This window comes from Haloferax sp. SDI50 (genome assembly GCF_059802635.1).
Map to the genome: position 1 here is coordinate 1,800,930 of NZ_JBPULL010000001.1, position 12,619 is coordinate 1,813,548.

20 protein-coding genes and 1 tRNA gene are annotated in these 12,619 nt (G+C 65.3%); 11 read left to right on the forward strand and 10 right to left on the reverse strand.

All coding sequences use genetic code 11. From position 1 onward, the window contains the following. Positions 1 to 129 precede the first annotated feature (129 nt). The 8 genes from ACSR87_RS09365 (at position 130) to ACSR87_RS09400 (ending at position 7,803) form a co-directional block, all read left to right on the forward strand. Positions 130 to 2,313 carry an elongation factor EF-2 gene (locus ACSR87_RS09365; protein ID WP_498530279.1) on the forward strand — a complete coding sequence of 728 codons (2,184 nt, stop codon included), beginning with the start codon at positions 130 to 132 and terminating at the stop codon, positions 2,311 to 2,313. Between the two features lie 298 nt (positions 2,314 to 2,611). After that, positions 2,612 to 3,181 (forward strand): amino acid-binding protein, encoded by a 570-nt coding sequence (locus ACSR87_RS09370; RefSeq protein ID WP_498530280.1) that lies wholly within the window; start codon positions 2,612 to 2,614, stop codon positions 3,179 to 3,181. Continuing rightward, the gene (locus ACSR87_RS09375; RefSeq protein WP_498530281.1) at positions 3,178 to 4,131 is read left to right on the forward strand and encodes a homoserine dehydrogenase; all 954 of its coding nucleotides are present in this window, start codon (positions 3,178 to 3,180) and stop codon (positions 4,129 to 4,131) included. Before ACSR87_RS09370 ends, ACSR87_RS09375 begins: the two co-directional genes overlap by 4 nt. Positions 4,132 to 4,322: 191 nt before the next feature. Then, positions 4,323 to 5,588 (forward strand): translation elongation factor EF-1 subunit alpha, encoded by a 1,266-nt coding sequence (gene tuf / locus ACSR87_RS09380; protein WP_004044564.1) that lies wholly within the window; start codon positions 4,323 to 4,325, stop codon positions 5,586 to 5,588. Positions 5,589 to 5,590: 2 nt separating this feature from the next. Further along, a complete protein-coding gene (rpsJ, locus tag ACSR87_RS09385) occupies positions 5,591 to 5,899 on the forward strand; it encodes a 30S ribosomal protein S10 (RefSeq protein ID WP_004044563.1) in 309 nt (102 codons plus the stop codon). A gap of 255 nt (positions 5,900 to 6,154) precedes the next feature. Beyond that, positions 6,155 to 6,226 (forward strand) — tRNA-Ala (locus ACSR87_RS09390). Between the two features lie 277 nt (positions 6,227 to 6,503). After that, entirely contained in the window at positions 6,504 to 7,070 is a 567-nt protein-coding gene (locus ACSR87_RS09395) for a hypothetical protein (protein WP_498530282.1), read from the forward strand. A gap of 244 nt (positions 7,071 to 7,314) precedes the next feature. Then, the gene (locus tag ACSR87_RS09400; RefSeq protein WP_498530283.1) at positions 7,315 to 7,803 is read left to right on the forward strand and encodes a ribbon-helix-helix domain-containing protein; all 489 of its coding nucleotides are present in this window, start codon (positions 7,315 to 7,317) and stop codon (positions 7,801 to 7,803) included. An 18-nt stretch (positions 7,804 to 7,821) separates the two neighbouring features. Here the strand turns inward: ACSR87_RS09400 and ACSR87_RS09405 are convergent, their stop codons facing one another. The 10 genes from ACSR87_RS09405 to ACSR87_RS09450 all read right to left on the reverse strand — a co-directional run bounded on the left by ACSR87_RS09405 (position 7,822) and on the right by ACSR87_RS09450 (position 11,416). Continuing rightward, positions 7,822 to 7,956: a hypothetical protein gene (locus ACSR87_RS09405; protein WP_498530284.1), complete on the reverse strand. Its 135-nt coding sequence runs from the start codon at positions 7,954 to 7,956 to the stop codon at positions 7,822 to 7,824. Continuing rightward, a complete protein-coding gene (locus ACSR87_RS09410) occupies positions 7,946 to 8,146 on the reverse strand; it encodes a hypothetical protein (RefSeq protein WP_498530285.1) in 201 nt (66 codons plus the stop codon). The genes ACSR87_RS09405 and ACSR87_RS09410 overlap by 11 nt, the downstream gene beginning before the upstream one ends. Then, positions 8,139 to 8,564, reverse strand: a complete 426-nt coding sequence (locus tag ACSR87_RS09415; RefSeq protein ID WP_498530286.1) for a hypothetical protein — start codon at positions 8,562 to 8,564, stop codon at positions 8,139 to 8,141. Before ACSR87_RS09415 ends, ACSR87_RS09410 begins: the two co-directional genes overlap by 8 nt. A gap of 1 nt (position 8,565) precedes the next feature. Continuing rightward, the gene (locus ACSR87_RS09420) at positions 8,566 to 9,009 is read right to left on the reverse strand and encodes a hypothetical protein (protein ID WP_498530287.1); all 444 of its coding nucleotides are present in this window, start codon (positions 9,007 to 9,009) and stop codon (positions 8,566 to 8,568) included. After that, positions 9,006 to 9,581: a hypothetical protein gene (locus tag ACSR87_RS09425; RefSeq protein ID WP_498530288.1), complete on the reverse strand. Its 576-nt coding sequence runs from the start codon at positions 9,579 to 9,581 to the stop codon at positions 9,006 to 9,008. The genes ACSR87_RS09420 and ACSR87_RS09425 overlap by 4 nt, the downstream gene beginning before the upstream one ends. After that, positions 9,578 to 9,769 carry a hypothetical protein gene (locus tag ACSR87_RS09430; protein ID WP_498530289.1) on the reverse strand — a complete coding sequence of 64 codons (192 nt, stop codon included), beginning with the start codon at positions 9,767 to 9,769 and terminating at the stop codon, positions 9,578 to 9,580. The genes ACSR87_RS09425 and ACSR87_RS09430 overlap by 4 nt, the downstream gene beginning before the upstream one ends. Further along, positions 9,769 to 10,176 carry a hypothetical protein gene (locus ACSR87_RS09435; RefSeq protein WP_498530290.1) on the reverse strand — a complete coding sequence of 136 codons (408 nt, stop codon included), beginning with the start codon at positions 10,174 to 10,176 and terminating at the stop codon, positions 9,769 to 9,771. Before ACSR87_RS09435 ends, ACSR87_RS09430 begins: the two co-directional genes overlap by 1 nt. Before the next feature lie 81 nt (positions 10,177 to 10,257). Then, positions 10,258 to 10,698 (reverse strand): hypothetical protein, encoded by a 441-nt coding sequence (locus ACSR87_RS09440; protein ID WP_498530291.1) that lies wholly within the window; start codon positions 10,696 to 10,698, stop codon positions 10,258 to 10,260. Between the two features lie 10 nt (positions 10,699 to 10,708). Continuing rightward, positions 10,709 to 11,215: a hypothetical protein gene (locus ACSR87_RS09445; protein WP_498530292.1), complete on the reverse strand. Its 507-nt coding sequence runs from the start codon at positions 11,213 to 11,215 to the stop codon at positions 10,709 to 10,711. 3 nt (positions 11,216 to 11,218) lie between these two features. Next, entirely contained in the window at positions 11,219 to 11,416 is a 198-nt protein-coding gene (locus ACSR87_RS09450) for a sugar kinase (protein ID WP_498530293.1), read from the reverse strand. 129 nt (positions 11,417 to 11,545) lie between these two features. Here ACSR87_RS09450 and ACSR87_RS09455 point away from each other — a divergent pair, with 129 nt between their 5' ends. From ACSR87_RS09455 to ACSR87_RS09465, 3 genes are read left to right on the forward strand one after another with little or no spacing between them, the layout of a single operon-like run. Next, the gene (locus ACSR87_RS09455) at positions 11,546 to 11,728 is read left to right on the forward strand and encodes a hypothetical protein (protein WP_188423497.1); all 183 of its coding nucleotides are present in this window, start codon (positions 11,546 to 11,548) and stop codon (positions 11,726 to 11,728) included. Beyond that, positions 11,725 to 12,186 carry a hypothetical protein gene (locus ACSR87_RS09460; RefSeq protein ID WP_498530294.1) on the forward strand — a complete coding sequence of 154 codons (462 nt, stop codon included), beginning with the start codon at positions 11,725 to 11,727 and terminating at the stop codon, positions 12,184 to 12,186. The genes ACSR87_RS09455 and ACSR87_RS09460 overlap by 4 nt, the downstream gene beginning before the upstream one ends. Beyond that, positions 12,179 to 12,619 carry a hypothetical protein gene (locus tag ACSR87_RS09465; RefSeq protein WP_498530295.1) on the forward strand — a complete coding sequence of 147 codons (441 nt, stop codon included), beginning with the start codon at positions 12,179 to 12,181 and terminating at the stop codon, positions 12,617 to 12,619. Before ACSR87_RS09460 ends, ACSR87_RS09465 begins: the two co-directional genes overlap by 8 nt.

Here is a 12,619-nt window from a genome sequence, read left to right on the forward strand (position 1 = left end):
CGTCCGGCGGACAGTCGCGCCTATCGTGACAAAAATGCTCATACCCCGGCGGTAGGGCGGCTGAAAATGGGAAATCCGCTCGGCAAAAACACTACTCTTTTGACCCTCCTGCCGGTAGACCCTTGTATAATGGGCCGACGAAAGAAGATCGTCCAGGAATGTGAGAAACTGATGGACAAGCCGGAGCAGATCCGGAACATCGCCATCGCCGCTCACGTCGACCACGGTAAGACGACCCTCTCCGACAACCTCCTCGCGGGTGCAGGCATGATCTCCGACGAGACTGCCGGCCAGCAGCTCGCGATGGACACGAAGGAAGACGAACAGGAACGCGGCATCACCATCGACGCCGCAAACGTCTCGATGACCCACGAATGGGAAGGCGAGAACCACCTCATCAACCTCATCGACACGCCGGGCCACGTCGACTTCGGTGGCGACGTGACGCGCGCGATGCGCGCAGTCGACGGTGCGCTCGTCGTCGTCGACGCCGTCGAGGGTGCCATGCCGCAGACCGAGACGGTCCTGCGTCAGGCGCTCCGCGAGGGCGTCAAGCCGGCGCTTTTCATCAACAAGGTCGACCGCCTCATCAACGAACTGCAGGAAGGTCCCGAGGAGATGCAGAAGCGCCTCGTCGACGTCATCACCGACGTCAACGAGCTCATCCGCGGGATGACCGAGGAGAAGGACTACGACTGGACGGTCTCCGTCGAAGACGGGACCGTCGCCTTCGGGTCCGCCCTCTACAAGTGGGGCGTCTCCATGCCGTCGATGGAGGAGACCGGCATCTCCTTCGGCGACATCATGGAACTCGAACGCGGTGGCGACCGCCAGGAACTCCACGAGCGCACGCCGCTTTCGGACGTCGTCCTCGACATGGTCGCGGAGCACTTCCCCAACCCGCTCGACGCCCAGCCCCGCCGTATCCCGACGGTCTGGCGCGGAGACTCCGAGTCTGAAATCGCGCGCCAGATGCGCGAAGTCGACGACGACGGCGAAGTCGTCTTCATGGCGACCGACATCTCGATGGACCCCCACGCGGGCGAAATCGCGACGGGTCGCCTGTTCTCCGGAACCATCCGCAAGGGTCAGGAGCTCTACGTCTCCGGGACCGCGGGCAAGAACCGCGTCCAGTCCGTCGGTGTGTTCATGGGCGGCGAGCGCGAGGAACTCGACCGCGGCGTTCCCGCGGGGAACATCGCGGCCGTCACGGGTCTCCGTGACGCCATCGCGGGTTCCACCGTCTCGTCCGTCGAGATGACGCCGTTCGAGTCTATCGAGCACATCTCCGAGCCCGTCATCACGAAGTCCGTCGAGGCAGAGCGCATGGACGACCTGCCGAAGCTCATCCAGACGCTCCAGCAGGTCGCGAAGGAAGACCCGACCATCCGCATCGAGATTAACGAGGACACGGGCGAGCACCTCATCTCCGGTCAGGGCGAGCTCCACCTCGAAGTCATCACCCAGCGCATCCGCGACAACCAGGGCATCCCGGTCCGCACCGGTGAGCCGATTGTCGTCTACCGCGAGCAGGTTCAGGGCTCGTCCCACGAGGTCGAGGGCGTCTCCCCGAACCGCCACAACAAGTTCTACATCACGGCGGAACCCCTCTCGCAGGACATCGTCGACTCCATCAAGCTCGGCGAAATCTCGATGGACATGCCCGAACTGGAGCGCCGCGAGGCCCTCCAGGAAGCCGGCATGGACAAGGACACGTCCCAGAACGTCGAACACATCCACGGGACGAACATCCTCATCGACGACACGAAGGGTATCCAGCACCTCAACGAGACGATGGAACTCGTCATCGAGGGTCTCGAAGAGGCGCTCGACGACGGTCCGCTCGCCGCGGAACCTGTTCAGGGGACGCTCCTCCGCCTCCACGACGCGCGGCTCCACGAGGACACCATCCACCGCGGTCCCGCCCAGGTCATCCCTGCGACGCGTGACGCGGTCCACCGCGCGCTCATCGCGGGCCAGGTGAAGCTCCTCGAACCCATCCAGAACGTCCGCATCGACGTTCCGTCCGAGTACATGGGCTCGGCCTCCGGCGAGATTCAGGGTCGCCGCGGCCGCGTCGACGACATGTACCAGGAAGGTGACCTCATGGTCATCGAGGGCATCGCGCCCGTCGAAGAGATGATCGGCTTCTCGTCTGACGTGCGCTCCGCGACGGAAGGTCGCGCCTCCTGGAACACGGAAAACGCCGGCTTCCGCGTGCTCTCGGACAACCTCCAGCGCGAGAAGATTATGGAGATCCGCGAGCGCAAGGGCATGAAGCTCGAACTCTCGCAGGCTATCGACTACATCTAAGCGCGACCCTTCGCGCCGCTTTCGTTTTTTCACCCGGGCAGCGATAGCCCCGGTCCGTCGGCCCCATCCGCGCCGCATCTACCGTTCGCTTCGCTTCTCGGCGGCCGTCTGTGACACATGCCAGCACGCTCCCGGCGTCGGCAAACCGTGTCGGCTGCGAAGGCTTATACCGCGTGGCCGAATCACGGGTAGATATGCGTAAGGGTACGTCTCTCGACTCCTGGCGCGACGACGCGAAACCACGACCGAACCGCGCGTCGCGGACAACAGCGTCGGGACGGCCCACGGAGGTGGGGCGATGAGCGCACAGGACCTCGACGGCGAGAGCGACGCCGAGGCCGACGGAAGCGGCGAGATGCCGAAACCGCACACGATTCGGCTCGAACTCGTCGACGAGCCCGGACAGCTTTTGGCCGCGCTCAAGCCCATCTCCGACAACGGCGGGAATCTGCTTTCCATCTTCCACGAGCGCGGGAGCCTGACGCCGCGCGGACACATCCCCGTGGAGGTCGACCTCGAATGCCCGCCCGACCGCTTCGCGCGTATCGTCGAGGCGCTCCGCGACGCCGGCGTCAACGTCATCCGCGCCGGTGCGGAGCACTTCGGCGAAGAGGTGATGGTTATCCTCGTCGGCGACATCGTCGACTCCGACCTCTCGGACACGCTCCACCGAATCGAGTCCTCGGCGGACGCGACGCTTCAGGACCTGTCGCTGTCCGCCCGCGAGGGGACCGACGAGGCGTCGAGCGCACGGCTCCGACTCGCGGTCCGCTCCGGCCGCGTCGACGAGACGCTCGGAGTCGTCCGCGACATCGCCGCCGAGAAGGAGCTGCACGTCGTCGAGCCGCTCGCGGAGGGGACCCAATGAGCCTCAGACTCGCCGTGCTCGGTGCGGGCGCGGTCGGCGGCTCGGTGCTCGACCTCGCGGGCGACTACGGCCACGAGGTCGTCGCCTTCGCGGACTCGTCGTCCTCCGTGGTCGACCCGGACGGTCTCGACCCGAGCGCGGTCCACGACCGCAAGGAACGCGAGGGCGTGGTCGGCGGGGCGAACCCCGGAGCGGTGTTCGACGCCGACTACGACGTGTTAGTGGAGGCGACGCCGACGACGCTCGGTGACGCCGAACCCGGCTTTTCGCACGTCGAGCGGGCGCTGGCCGACGACCGCCACGTCGTGCTCGCGAACAAAGGCCCGGTCGCAGAACGCTACGCCGACCTGCGCGCGCTCGAAGCCGAAAGCGGAGGGACGGTGCAGTTCGAGGCGGCTGTCGGCGGCGCGATTCCCATCCTCTCGACCATCTCGGACCTCGGCGCGCCGCACGTGACCGCCGCGCGCGGCGTGCTGAACGGGACGGCAAACTTCATCCTCTCGCGGATGGCCGCCGAGGGACTCGATTACGAACACGTCCTCGCGGAGGCGCAGGACCTCGGCGTCGCGGAGGCCGACCCGACCTTCGACGTCGACGGCATCGACGCCGCGCTGAAGTTCGTCATCCTCGCGAACGTCCTCTCCGACGGCGAGACGGAGTACGCGCTCGACGACGCCGCAGTCGAGGGAATCCGCAACGTCCCGGGGACGGCGCTCGACCTCGCCGCCGAGGACGGCCGGACGGTCAGACTCATCGGCGAGGCGACCGCCGACGGGGTTCGCGTGGCTCCGCGGCTGATTCCGCAGGGCTCCGCGCTGTCGGTCACGGGCACGCAGAACATCGTCCAGTTGGAGACCAAACACGCGGGGCAGCTGAACATCAGCGGCCGCGGAGCGGGCGGTCCCGAGACGGCGACGGCCGTCTTGTCCGACGTTTCTCGGCTCGAATAGGCGTACAGAGGGCTCGTACCTCTCGTTTTCTTCGACTGTCGACCTCGGCTGAACTCCCTGCCCCCACGACCGTGGTATGGTTCCGCAAATCGCAGTACGGCGGTTAGACGGCCCGTAGCGCGTATCGAAATCGTTTTAGGGGTTTCAGCAAAAACATTCCCCACAGAGCGCCTTAGCGCGTGACCACACCAATGAGCGACAAACCCCACCAGAACCTGGCCATTATCGGCCACGTCGACCACGGTAAGAGTACGCTCGTCGGCCGACTCCTGTTCGAGACCGGCTCCGTCCCGGAGCACGTCATCGAGCAGCACCGAGAGGAAGCCGAGGAGAAGGGCAAGGGCGGATTCGAATTCGCCTACGTCATGGACAACCTCGCAGAAGAGCGCGAGCGCGGTGTCACCATCGACATCGCCCACCAGGAGTTCGACACGGACGAGTTCTACTTCACCATCGTCGACTGTCCTGGCCACCGCGACTTCGTCAAGAACATGATCACCGGTGCTTCGCAGGCTGACAACGCGGTTCTCGTCGTCGCCGCCGACGACGGTGTCGCGCCGCAGACCCGCGAGCACGTCTTCCTCGCCCGCACCCTGGGCATCGGCGAACTCATCATCGCGGTCAACAAGATGGACGTCGTCGATTACAGCGAAGACAAGTACAAGGACGTCAAGGAGCAGGTCAACAAGCTCCTCAAGCAGGTCCGCTTCAACTCCGACGACGCGACCTACGTCCCGATTTCGGCCTTCGAGGGCGACAACATCGCCGAGCGCTCCGACAACACGTCGTGGTACGACGGCGACATCCTCCTCGAAGCACTCAACAACCTGCCGGCACCGCAGCCGCCGACGGACGCGCCGCTGCGCCTGCCCATCCAGGACGTCTACACAATCTCCGGCATCGGTACGGTCCCGGTCGGCCGTATCGAGACGGGTACCCTCAACCCCGGCGACAACGTGAGCTTCCAGCCCTCTGACGTCGGCGGCGAGGTCAAGACCGTCGAGATGCACCACGAGGAAGTCGACCAGGCCGGACCTGGCGACAACGTTGGTTTCAACGTTCGTGGCGTCGGCAAGGACGACATCCGCCGCGGCGACGTCTGTGGCCCGGCTGACGACCCGCCGAAGGTCGCCGAGACGTTCAAGGCGCAGGTCGTCGTCATGCAGCACCCCTCGGTCATCACCGCTGGCTACACGCCGGTCTTCCACGCCCACACGGCGCAGGTCGCGTGTACCATCGAGTCCATCGACCAGAAGCTCGACCCCGCGTCGGGTGAGGTCGCTGAGGAGAACCCGGACTTCATCAAGTCCGGCGACGCTGCCATCGTGACCGTCCGTCCGCAGAAGCCGCTCAGCATCGAGCCGTCCTCCGAGATTCCGGAGCTCGGCAGCTTCGCTGTCCGTGACATGGGTCAGACCATCGCGGCCGGCAAAGTGCTCGAAGTCAACGAGCGATAACGATGCAACAGGCACGCGTTCGGCTCGCCGGCACGAGTCCGGAAGACCTCGACGATATCTGCGACGACGTCCGCGAGATCGCGAACAAGACGGGCGTCAACCTCAGCGGGCCGATCCCGCTGCCCACGAAAACGCTCGAAGTCCCCGCCCGAAAATCGCCTGACGGCGAGGGGACGGCGACGTGGGAGCACTGGGAGATGCGCGTCCACAAGCGTCTCATCGACCTCGACGCTGACGAACGCGCTCTGCGCCAGCTGATGCGCGTTCAGGTTCCGAACGACGTCAGCATCGAGATCGTCCTCGAAGACTAACGACGGCGCTGTCCGGGCTCTCCCGGGCCGCTCGTTCGTGACGGCTCGCCCGTCACACTCGCGGCTGTCGAGGCGCGCGTCCGGAGGACTCTGCCTCCGAGCTGACCTTCAGCGCTAAGGCGCGTGTCATCTCACCTTCCGTTCGACACGCGAGCAATTGCCCGCAGAATCGCCCGACGGAACGGGATGCTATCGCATGCCCGACTGCGGACAAAACATAGGGTATAAGTGTATCCCACGACTCCGTGGGAATGAGGGCTCGTAGATCAGTGGCAGATCGCTTCCTTCGCAAGGAAGAGGCCCGGGGTTCAAATCCCCGCGAGTCCATCCAATTCTAACTCGGCTCCGAAGGTTCCAAAAACCGGAGCGACAGCGTTCGTAGCGCCAAGTCTCGTTTCTGGGGGAGCGAAAGAAAGACCCCACCCATCGAGAGTTCACGAGACCTCGTTAGTCGGGTCTCTGCCGTCTGTCGATGAGCCGAGTGATTTCGGGGGGCGACGATGAGACGGTTTTGTCCGACCTGCGGGTCTCGTCTCACGACGACGACGAGTCGCGGCGGACTCCCTCGCCGGACCTGCCCTGAGTGCAACGGAGGTGGGGCGTAGTGCAGTATCTCGACTTCAAGCGTGAGCGTGACGAGTTGACGACCTCGTGGGAGCGGGGCGACCCCGTCGCGGCGCTGGTCGAGCGCACCGGCCCGACGACCTACCTCGTCACTCTCCCGGGTGGCGAGACGCACGCCGTCGAGTACGGCAAGGAGCGCGGTGCTCGCGTCGGCGGGTGCGACTGCAAGGGCTTCGAGTTCCGCGACGACGAGGACTCGCCGTGCGCCCACCTGTGCGTCCTGCGGAAAGCCGAGTGGTCGCACAACCACTTCGGAGACGCCGCCGGGCTCGACGTCACCGGCGAACCCATCACCGCCCACGACACAGCCGAGCACGTTGCACCGAGCGCGACCGAACCAGAACCCGACCTTGTCGCCGACGGCGGCCGCGGCCGGCGAGCCCTGAAGTGCGACGGATGCGGCGCTGTCGCTTCCGCTGACGAAGCTCCGCCCGGTGAGTGTGCTGAAGGACGTCCTCGCGACGATTCGCACGACTGGACCGCCATCGACGCACCGACCACCGGACACGACGGGCGCGTCTTCGGCCACCCGGAGGACCAGCTATGACCTGCACCACCTACTCCCGAGCACCAGCACCACGAGTCGACCAGCCCCGACGCTCTCGCGGGCGCGCACACCCCCGCGCGAGACCTCCGCACAGCCACCGGATGGGGGTGACGTGCGCGTATACCTTTACTCGAAACGAGGGTCAGAGAATCAACTTTTCAGATGTGCGAGCCGTTCATATTGCACCCCGAACCCCTGTTTCGAGTGGACCACACACCGCCGTCGAATGTGTGGTGGTGAGTCGATGACCTTCACAAGTTCTGGGAAGGGTGCCGAGTTCAGCGTCAGGTGCGAAAGCGACCTGCGGGACGCCCTCGAATCTGCCTCAGAACAGACCGGAAAGCCCATGGCTGAAATCGTCCGCGAGGCGCTGAGAAGTGAACTCGAACAGTATAGCGACGACGACAGCGCCGAGCACCTTCCCGAAGACGACGACCTTCGACAAGCGTACCGCCAGCTACTCAAACTCTCTCGTGGTGGCCGCGACCAGCGCGTGAAAGTCGAGGTTGCCGAGACAGCGCTCGCATCGAAGTTCTCGACCAGTTCGGGACTCATCCGAGACCTGTACCTAAAACCGCTCGAACGTCTGGACTGGCTCGTTGTCCGTTCAGGTCAGCTGTACGTCCGAGGTGCGAATCGAACTGAAACCGAGTCACCGTCTGAGTCTGACGATGCCGAGACAAAGATGGACGAGCTCACCAACCCGGCTAACAGAGAAATAGGAGCCGACTAAGAAGAGTCGAATCGGCCGTCAAGTCGACTCGTCCGCCTGTTTTTCTCCGAACCGTCGCTGTATCTGCGCCTTCAGCACTCCCGAAATCGCCGAGAGTGGGAGCGCCGCGACTGCGAGGAGTTCCAGCGGACTGAGGGTGACACTACCGTTCATCGTCGTCCTCCTCGACGCCACCGTCGGTAGCCACCGCCCAGTCCTCGACGCGCCGCACGCGCCCGCGGATGATGCGCAGGTCCTCGTGGAGGTCTTGTCGGACCCAGAGTACCAGCGCGGCGAGCCCGAGGAGGAGTAGCGCCGTCACCGGGTCGGTCGTCTGGAGGAGGAGGTCGGTCAGCTCACTCACCGCCGACCACCCCCGAGACGATTGTGAGGAGTGGCCGGACGAGCCAGAGAACGGCACCGAGAATGACGACCCCGAAGAGGATGCGGACGCCGAGCGATATGTCCGAGCACGAGAGACCCGTCACGCTCTCGATAGCTTGGCACATCGCCGTGTCGTCTCCGCCTTCGTCACTTGGGTTGCTCAGAGGCGAGTCGTCGCCGCCGAAAGTCCCGTCGACGATGTCTGTCACCGGACCGTCGGGAAGCTGTTGCTCGCCCGCGAGATAGACCCACCCAGCAGGCCCACCGAGAAGTGGACCCACGTCGGTCGGCTCGACACCAGTCCACTCGTACTCGATGCCGGTGGCATTCTCACCAGCCTCTATCATCTCATTCGCGCCGCGCGACGCAGTCTCAACGAACCCGTCGAAGAGGCTCACGTCAGTCACCTCCGAGAACGACCGCGCCGATGGCGACCGCGGCGGCCGCGACGAGCGCGATGAAGTTTCGTCGTGACCCGTCGCCATCGAGGAGCCACCCGACACCCGGCGCGCTCTCGGCCGAGTCATCCGTACCCGTCGACGGGCTCGACGAGCCGCCCGGCGACTCGGTCGAGGGCGAGGACGACCCACCGCCGACCGAGGTCTCGCCGTCGTCACTCTCGCTCGTCGAGGACACGAGCGACGGGTCGACGTCGAAGTAAGTGCTGGCGAACGGGTTGCCGTCCATCAGGACCTGTTGTCGGAGGCGACCGTCTGCTAAGAGGTGGATGCGGTCGGCGAAGGTGTCGCCGCCGTGCTCGCGCACAGTCGCAAGGACGGCCGGGTCGGACGGGTCCCACTCCTCGGAGTTATCGACCCAGTCGAGTCCGAGCGGACCGCTCACTTGTCGTCACCTCCCGCGAGGACCGCCGCGCCGATGGCGACGACGACCGCGATGCCAGCCGCGCCAACCGCGAGAAGCCCGCCGCTCGACGAGTCGCCGGTCGACTCGCCCATCCCGGTGAGACTTTCGCGGAGGTTGCGAAGTTGCTCCTCCAGAGCGGTGATGTCACCGACTTGCGGCGTCTCGCTCGACCCGCCGCCGACGATGTTGCGGACCTCGTCGACGACATCCTCGACGGACTCATAGTCGCCGCTCAGTCGGTCCTCGTCGATGCTCACCGAGCCGTCGGGGTTGACCGTAACCTCGTCGCCGTCGCTGTTTTCGTTCGGGTCGGGGGAGACGGCGTCGTTCGCCGGGTCACCTCCGCCCGGCATCCCGCTCTCAGAGTTGCCGGGGTCGAGGCCGTTGTCGTCATCGTCGTCATCATCGTCGTCACCGATGGAGCCGTACCCGCCCGTGCCGTCGTAGTCGTCGGTCGGGACGGTGTTGTCGTCATCGTCGTTGGAGTAGTCCGGGATTGAGTCGCTGCCTCCGGGCACACCACCACCGGACTCGTCTTGGTCGATTATCATGCCTGCCTCCCGTGCGTGTAGGACACCTGGTAGCCGCCGCCGGGGAGCTCGGCAATCTCCGTCACGGTGACGGTGACGACCGTCGGTCCGGTCTTGGTGGTGACGCGCCGGTCGACCTGCTCGCCGACGGTGATTGTCTCGGTGTCCGGAAACTCACCGCCGACCTTCGAGACGGCAACAGAGTCCATCAGAAACCACTCTCCTCGAAGACGAGCGTTATCTGGCGGGTGTTCTGTTGGACGACCCCGAGGTTGTTCTGGTACGCCACCGAGATTGGAGACGATGGCGTGGCTCGCATCGAGCGGAGTGCCTGAAGGACTCCCGTGTCTGAGTCGGGAATCTGGTAGTTGCTCGCCGTCACGAAAGCCCCGTCCAAATACTTGATCTCGTCCGTGTAGTTGGATGACCCTCGGAGGACCGAGAGGCCCACCGAGTTGAGCGCGAAGTTGTGGCCGCCACCCGGCGAATCGGCTTCCGTGTCAACTTGGAGGAATAGACCGACGGGTCGCCACATCTTTCCTTCCGGGGGCGTGAACGAGGTCGTCTCGGTTGACCCGTCGGGCACGTCGTCGGTCTGGTCCTTGCTGACTTTCACGATTTCCGGTCGGTTCTGCGTGGCGACGGTTTGCCCCCCACCCTGCGTACCGGGTTGGCTCCACGGCGGCCGCCCCGGCATTTAGAACACCCCCCCGATGACGCGCCGAATCCCACCGAGGTTGTCGACGGTTGGAAGCGCGCGGAAGCGGTAACCGTAGTCGGCGCTCTCGTTGTCGGCGATGATGACGATTCGGTCACCCTCGCGCATCTCCGCGTTGACGTGGTAGCGGTCGCCGTCTGGCTCACCGGTCACGAACTGCTCGCCGTCGCCGTAGCTCGGAATGTCGGTATCCTCGGCAGACTCCGGGTTGTCCGGGTCACCCCGGATGCGCCGAATCACCGGCCGCAAACGCAGGGCGTCCTCCGACCCGGGGGCCGCCCACAGCGACAGTTGCTCGACGGTGCAGTCGGCGGGCGCGACCCACGCGACCTCGTGGCCGGTGGTGTCGGCCGGGACCTCGTCTTGGATGTGCGGCGTCTCGCGGCGCTCGTCGGTCGTGAGCTTCGATAAAATTCCCATGGTGGGACCTCTACAGCGAACTCCGGTACAGCATCACGTCGCTGTTAGCCGGGTCGATTTCCTTGCCGTCGCTGTTCGCGTCGGCGTCGATGCGGAACTCCACGAACCGACCGGGCATCGCGTACGGCGCGAGCGAGTACATCAGCGGACGCTCGGTGGGCGACTCGCTGGCGAACTCGGAGAGAAGCTCCAAGTCGCCGAGCTTGCGGGTGTAGAGCGCGCGGCCGTCGGAGTCGGTGATGGCGGCGTAGAGCGTGCCGCCGATGGTGTCGCCCGCCGTGCCGCTCCCGTTGCCGGAGGCGACGATGTCCGCGTGCATGGGCGAGGAGTCCGCGCTTGCGCGGTCCTTCCCGCCCGCTCCGAACCAGAGGTCCTTGTCCTGCGGGACCTTCTCGCGGTAGACCGTGACCTCCGCGCCAGCCTTGAGCGTGTCTTGGTCGAGGTCGTCGCCGCGAATAGGTCGCACGTCGCCGTCGAGTTCGGCGAGGTCTCCGTTGTAGCTGAGTGTTCCCGGCATCGGTTAGACCCCCGGGATGTTCACGTCGTCGTCGGTGACGCCGGCTTTCTGCCGTATGCTGTTGTACACGTACGCTCCTGCTCCGACGACGCCCATCGTGAGGGCGACGCCAACAACCCCGAGACCGAGGTTCTGTGCGGATTCACCGGGGTCGTCGGTGTCGACCTCGATGCCGAGTAGTTCAAGCGGTACTTTTGCCATTGCGTCTCCGACAACGGGCGATTGTGAAAAAGTTCGAAGTGTAGTGGAATACGCTCAACAATTCAATTATTGAGCGTCGTACAGCACTCGTTATTTTACATTCACGGTCGCCTGACTGTTCGACACAGTATGATTGGCTACCCGACACTAGTTCTCGGCACGCTCGTGGCCTATCTCCGGGCTTCGGACGAGACGAGACCATTCGTGAAAGGAGCGTTCGGAATCGGCATCCTCGGCGAGTGTGGCGCACTCAGCGGTGCAGTACACGTCACTCAGTCGGGCGTCTCGATGCTCGGAGGGCTCATCGCATGAACGGCAGTAAAGAGCCTCAGAACCCCACGGACCAGCAATGCGAGCATTGCGGGCTGTTCTACGCGGCGCAGGGAATCCACAACCACCGGCCGGGGTGCCCGCTTCGAGACTGGGACACGATGATTCAGCCCCTCGACGGCGCTGGTGAGCCAGCAGGCAAGCGCGGTTCAGTCCCCGACAGTGACCCGGCGAACCCGCCCGAATCGGGGGACATCGAAGTGTCGGACACTCAGAAGGCGATGACCGACGGCGGAAACCCCATCCACGGCGCGCCTGAGCCCGTCACGGACGGCGGCAAGGACACCGAGGAGGTCGACGGGTGCCCCGACTGCGGGTCGGACGACTACGTCGACGCCGACGCTGTTCTGCGCGCTCGCAACCCGTCCGCGAAGAACACGGCGGTCCTGACCCAGTACGACCGCGTCTGCATCGAGTGCGGGGAGGCGTACGATGCCTGAGGACGGCGAGATACCGTCCCCACCGTCGCCGGGCGACACGTTCGTCCGTGACGCCGGCGTCCCGAACATGGGCGCTACGGCGAACCACGCGGCCGCCGAGGGTGCGCCCGCGGAGGAGTCGGTGGGGTCGTCGTCGACGCTCCGCGACATGGTTCTCTCGACAGAACCGAAGCGGTCGCTCGACGAAATCGAATCGCCGTGGGCTCCGGAGCGCGGCGGCCCGAAGCGGGTCTTCCGCGGGTTCCAGAAGATGGGCGACATCGACGGGATGCCCGCCGGCTTCGACGTAGTCGTCGGGCTCGCCGAGACGGCCGTCCTGATTCTCGACCACGTCGAGGAGCAGAACGACGGCGACCAGAGCGACGACGCGGGTCAGAACGACGAGGACCTCGACGACGACCTCGCGCCGCTCGCGGGTGTCGGAGGTGCGTGA